The sequence below is a fragment of the Geobacter sp. genome (assembly GCF_027327745.1).
Classification (GTDB): Bacteria; Desulfobacterota; Desulfuromonadia; order Geobacterales; family Geobacteraceae; genus Geobacter.
In genome coordinates, this window is record NZ_DAHVYG010000040.1 from 1 (window position 1) to 5,136 (window position 5,136).

A 5,136-nucleotide genomic window follows, 5' to 3' on the forward strand; every position below is an offset into this window, starting at 1 on the left:
CCCGCTGATGCTTGGAGCAATTGCCCGAGATCCGGCGCGGAATGATCTTGCCGCGCTCGGTAATGAACGAACGAAGGATCCGGGGATCCTTGTAGTCTATGGTGATGTTCTTGTCGGCACAGAAACGGCATACCTTCCGGCGCTGGAACGGCCGCCTCTTCCGCGGGCCGCTGCTTCTCTGCTGGGGACGCTCGCTTCTCTCGGTTCTTTCAGTTCTCTCTTCGCTCATCTATCGTACTCCTCCGATCATCTTATTCGCTGGCGGTAGCCGCTTCAACCGCCGGAGCCTCTTCGACGGCAACGGTCTTCGGGGCGGGAGCTGCGGGCTCCTTTTCGAGCTTGACGCTTTGATACCGCAGAACCTTGTCGTCGAGGCGCAGCCGACGCTCAAGCTCCGCGATGAGGGCAGCATCCGCGTCGAAACGGACATAGTAGTAACGGCCCCGCTGGCTCTTCTTCACCGGGTAGGCAAGCTTGCGCACCCCCCAGTCTTCCAGCCGGTGGAGATCGCCGTTCATGCTGGCGATGATGTCCGTCACCTTGGCGGAGAGCCCTTTGAGCTCTTCGTCACCGAGGTCGGGCTGGACGATGATGATCGTCTCGTACTTCCTTACCATTGTGTGATCCTCCTCACGGTTTAGTAGCCCCGGTCCGACCCGGAGCAAGGAGCTGCGGCTGAATGCCGCTCGGAAAAGTTGAGATTCTACAGAAAATCTCCAGCAGATTCAACAAAATTAACCACCCAAGCGGCCTGGCATCCTAGACATTGAAACGGAAGTGCATGACGTCCCCGTCCTGCACGACGTACTCCTTACCTTCGAGACGCATGAGCCCCTTCTCTTTGGCTCCGGCCTCCCCTCCCGCGGCGATGAAATCGCGGTAGGCGATGACCTCGGCACGGATGAACCCTTTTTCGAAGTCGGAATGGATCACGCCCGCGGCCTGGGGAGCCTTGGTCCCGGCCGGTATCGTCCACGCGCGAACCTCTTTCTTGCCCGCGGTAAAGTAGGTGATGAGTCCGAGAAGCTCGTACCCCATCCGGATCAGCCGATCGAGCCCCGACTCGGCCAGCCCCATATCGGCCAGAAATGCTTTCTTCTCTTCGCCTTCCAGCTCGGCGATTTCTGCCTCGATCCTGCCGCAGATCGTCACCACCCTCGACCCTTCCGAGGCGGCCAGCTCTTTCACCTTGGCCACAAACGGGTGATTCCCCTCGAGATCGTCTTCCGCAACGTTCGCCACGTAGAGCACCGGTTTGTCGGTCAGCAGATGGAGGTCGCGAAGAAGCGGCCGGTCCTCGTCGCTCACCTCGAGATGTCGCACTGGCTTCCCCTGCTCAAGGGCCGCCTTGACGCGGCCGTAGAACTCGCATTCCTGCCTGATCTTCTTGTCGCCGCTCTTGGCCTGCTTTTCCAACCGCTGATACTTCTTGTCGACGCTGTCGAGATCTGCCAGCGCCAACTCCGTCTGAATGATGTCGATATCGCGCAGGGGATCGACTCTGCCGCTCACGTGGACCACGTTTTCGTCGTCAAAGCAGCGAACCACGTGGACTATCGCATCCACCGAACGGATGTGGCCGAGAAACTGGTTGCCGAGACCTTCCCCCTGACTTGCCCCCTTGACGAGCCCGGCAATATCGACAAACTCGATGGTGGTCGGGAGAATCCGCTCCGGGTGCACGATCTCCGCCAGCCGGTCGAGCCGCTCGTCCGGCACCTGCACGATCCCCACGTTGGGGTCGATGGTACAGAAAGGATAGTTGGCCGACTCGGCACCGGCAGAGGTCAGCGCGTTGAAGATGGTGGATTTCCCGACATTGGGAAGTCCCACGATACCGCAATTGAATCCCATGATCGCTCTTCTTTCGTCGTAATGGCCGCAGCTTCAGGCCTGCTGCGCGGAAAGGAAATCCCGATTGTTGTAAAGGCTCATGGTCTTGGGGAGTCCATCTTCGAGGAGGGACTTCATCAACCCGACCACCCCGTCCAGAAGCAGGGAGAGATCCGCCATCTCCTCGCGAGAGAAATTCTGGAGCACATAATCGGCCACATCCCCGTGGTGTGGCCGCCCGACCCCCACCCGCACCCGCAGGAATCCGGCGCCGCCAAGTTCCTGAACCAGGGAGCGCAGGCCGTTATGGCCGGCGTGTCCGCCACCTTCCTTGAGCTTGACCCGGCCGAAGGGGATGTCGATGTCATCATGAACGACGATGAGGTCACTAAGGGAGAGCTTGTGAAAGCGGAGAGCCTCGGCCACGGAGCGGCCGGAAAGATTCATGAAGGTCTGCGGTTTGAGAAGGAGGAGCCGCTGACCTTCCCAGCTCCCCTCTCCATAGAGCCCCGAAAAGTTTTTCTTCGTGACCGCCACGCCCACTGTGTGCGAAAGCCGGTCCAAAACCATGAAACCCGCGTTATGGCGGGTCCATTGGTATTTCGGGCCGGGGTTTCCCAGCCCGACAACAAGTCTTGCAGCCATCTTTTGAACCCGGCGTCAGGCCTATCCTTCGGAGACCGCTGCCTCTTCCTTCGCTCTGCCGAGAATGCTGACGACGGAGGCCTTGGGATCGTCCAGGACCTTGACGCCCGCCGGAAGAGAAAGCTCACCCACGTGAATGGCGTGCCCAAGGGCAAGAGCAGTTACGTCAACTTCAATGTGCTCGGGAATAGCAGTCGGGAGACACTCCACATCGAGCGTATGCATGACCACGTCGAGCAGACCGCCTTCGCGGACACCGGCCGCCGTCCCGACGATAGCGACCGGAACATGCACCCGGACCTTTTCGGTAAGAGAAACCTTGTGCAGATCGACGTGGTTCAGGCCAAGGCGCAGTGATGGCTTTTGGAGGTCGGCGATCATGGCCGTAACCCCATTCAAGCTCCCGCCACCCTGGAGTGTGAAGAGGGCGTTGACCCCACCCTCGCCGGCGATGGCGGTCATCATCTCTTTCTCGTCAAGGGATACGGCAACAGGCTCCATTCCCTTTCCATAAACAACCCCGGGAACGCGGCCCTGAGCACGGAGTTTCCGCGCAACCCCCTTGCCCGACTTCTCGCGCACCTCTATGCCAATCGTCTTCTGTTCCATTGTTTCATCCTCCAGTAGAAAAATCTTTGCGACTGCGGGCTAGCCCCGTCAAACTAGACAAAAAGCGAACTGACTGACTCGTCCACGTGGATGCGGCGGATTGCCTCGGCCAGCAACTGCGCCACGGTAAGAACCTTGACCTTCGAGGTGCGTTCGGCTTTTTCACCCAGTGGAACCGTATCCGTGATCACGACGGCCTCGATGTCGGAGTCGTTAATCCGGTCGATTGCCGGTCCCGAAAGAACACCGTGGGTGGCACAGGCGTAAATCGTCCTGGCACCATGCTCCTTGAGCGCGCGGGCCGCCTGAGTAAGGGTTCCCGCCGTATCGATCATGTCATCAAGGATGATGGCGGTCTTGTCCTTGACGTCGCCGATCAGGTGCATGACTTCCGCCACGTTGGGTCCGGTGCGGCGTTTGTCGATGACCGCGAGGGTACAGCCCAGCCGCTTCGCGAAGGCGCGGGCACGCTCGGTGCCGCCGGCATCGGGCGACACCATGACGATCCCGTTGTCGGGAAAACGCTGCTTGAGGTTTTCAAGGATCACCGGCGCGGCGTACAGGTTATCGACGGGGATATTGAAAAACCCCTGGATCTGGCCGGCGTGAAGATCGACCGTGACGACCCGGTCGGCGCCGGCAGTAGTGATCAGATCGGCAACCAGCTTCGAGGTGATCGGGGTGCGGGGTGCAACCTTGCGATCCTGGCGGGCGTAGCCGTAATAGGGAATAACCGCGGTGATGGTAGCTGCCGAGGCACGCTTGAGAGCGTCCATCATGATGAGGAGCTCCATCAGGTTATTATTGGTGGGGGCACAGGTGGACTGGACCACGTAGGTATCGCGCCCACGGACGTTCTCGCCGATCTCGACCATGACCTCGCCGTCGGAAAAGGTCTTGACGTTGGCTTTCCCAAGGGGAAGACCAAGATTGGCGCAAATCTTCTCTGCCAGTGACTGATTGGAATTGCCGCTGAAAATTTTAATCTTGTCGTCCATACGCTGCCTTGCCCCAAAATTTATCTTCTCCGGGTCGCCGGAGGGTGATGGCCGGCTGCCGGCCGCTACAAAGTCCTGACAGCCACCGCAAACCAGCCTCGTCCAGCCATCGCTTCGGCAACGCGCCGGGCGCTCGACTCGTCATCAAAAAGCCCAAACACGGTCGGCCCACTTCCGGACATGAGAGCACCCCGAGCGCCGCCGTCAAGAAGGCCCGCCTTGATCTCACTGATCACGGGATAGCGGGGAATGGTAACCGACTCGAGGTCATTGGCCAGCACCGCGCACAACTCCGCGACACTTCCGTAGAAGCGTGGAATTTTAACCTCGCTCCGACCGCTTGTCAATTGCAAATTTTGGTACACCCAGGCCGTCGAGACATGGACGTTCGGATTGACAACGGCAAGCCAGACCGTCGGAACACCGTCGAGAGCGGTCAGCACCTCGCCCACCCCTTCCGCAAGTGCGGTTTTCTTGAAGATGAAAAAGGGGACATCGGCGCCAAGCTTCACACCAATCTCCATCAGACGCTCATCGGAGAACCCGAGCCCCAAAAGCTCGTTCACCCCCATCAGCACCGCCGCCCCGTCGCTGCTTCCGCCACCGAGCCCCGCCGCCACCGGGATGTTCTTGGTTATGGCGATATCGAGCCCAACTGCCTTTCCCGCAAACCCGAGGAGTGCGTCGGCCGCCCGCCAGGCGATGTTGCCCGGCCCATCGGGAACCCCCTCTCGCCCACAGGAAACCCTGATTCCCGGCGAGTCGGAGACGGTGATGGTGATCTCGTCGCACAGATCTATCCGCTGCATGATCATCCGCAGGTCGTGGTAGCCGTCCGGACGACGACGCAGGACGTCGAGCCTATAGTTGACCTTGGCCGGGGCCTTGAGCGTAAGGCTGTTCATGGCATGAAACCTCTCAGGATCTAATGATGCGGGGAAATCCATCTTAATCAAACGACCCGATAAATCAAGGGGGAAATACTGCCCCCACCGGCACCAGCGGCCAAGGATGCCTTGACGATTGGGCACAAAAAAAGCCGCATCCGAAG

The 5,136-nt window shown here is 59.8% G+C and carries 7 protein-coding genes; all 7 read right to left on the bottom strand.

Annotated features, from left to right (window positions below):
- The coding region (gene rpsR, locus M6689_RS08550) for a 30S ribosomal protein S18 (protein ID WP_298270285.1) at positions 1-229 on the bottom strand (229 nt) is incomplete at its 3' end.
- A 22-nt stretch (positions 230-251) separates the two neighbouring features.
- A complete protein-coding gene (gene rpsF / locus M6689_RS08555; RefSeq protein ID WP_298270288.1) occupies positions 252-617 on the bottom strand; it encodes a 30S ribosomal protein S6 in 366 nt (121 codons plus the stop codon).
- A gap of 142 nt (positions 618-759) precedes the next feature.
- Positions 760-1,854, bottom strand: coding sequence for a redox-regulated ATPase YchF (gene ychF, locus M6689_RS08560; RefSeq protein WP_298270291.1), 1,095 nt, complete (start codon positions 1,852-1,854; stop codon positions 760-762).
- A 33-nt stretch (positions 1,855-1,887) separates the two neighbouring features.
- Complete coding sequence (pth, locus tag M6689_RS08565) at positions 1,888-2,478, bottom strand: aminoacyl-tRNA hydrolase (RefSeq protein WP_298270294.1); 591 nt, start codon at positions 2,476-2,478, stop codon at positions 1,888-1,890.
- A 21-nt stretch (positions 2,479-2,499) separates the two neighbouring features.
- Complete coding sequence (locus tag M6689_RS08570) at positions 2,500-3,087, bottom strand: 50S ribosomal protein L25 (protein ID WP_298270296.1); 588 nt, start codon at positions 3,085-3,087, stop codon at positions 2,500-2,502.
- 53 nt (positions 3,088-3,140) lie between these two features.
- On the bottom strand, positions 3,141-4,085 hold the full coding sequence (locus tag M6689_RS08575; protein WP_298270298.1) for a ribose-phosphate pyrophosphokinase: 945 nt from the start codon (positions 4,083-4,085) through the stop codon (positions 3,141-3,143).
- A gap of 65 nt (positions 4,086-4,150) precedes the next feature.
- Entirely contained in the window at positions 4,151-4,990 is an 840-nt protein-coding gene (gene ispE, locus M6689_RS08580) for a 4-(cytidine 5'-diphospho)-2-C-methyl-D-erythritol kinase (RefSeq protein WP_298270301.1), read from the bottom strand.
- Positions 4,991-5,136: the final 146 nt, after the last annotated feature.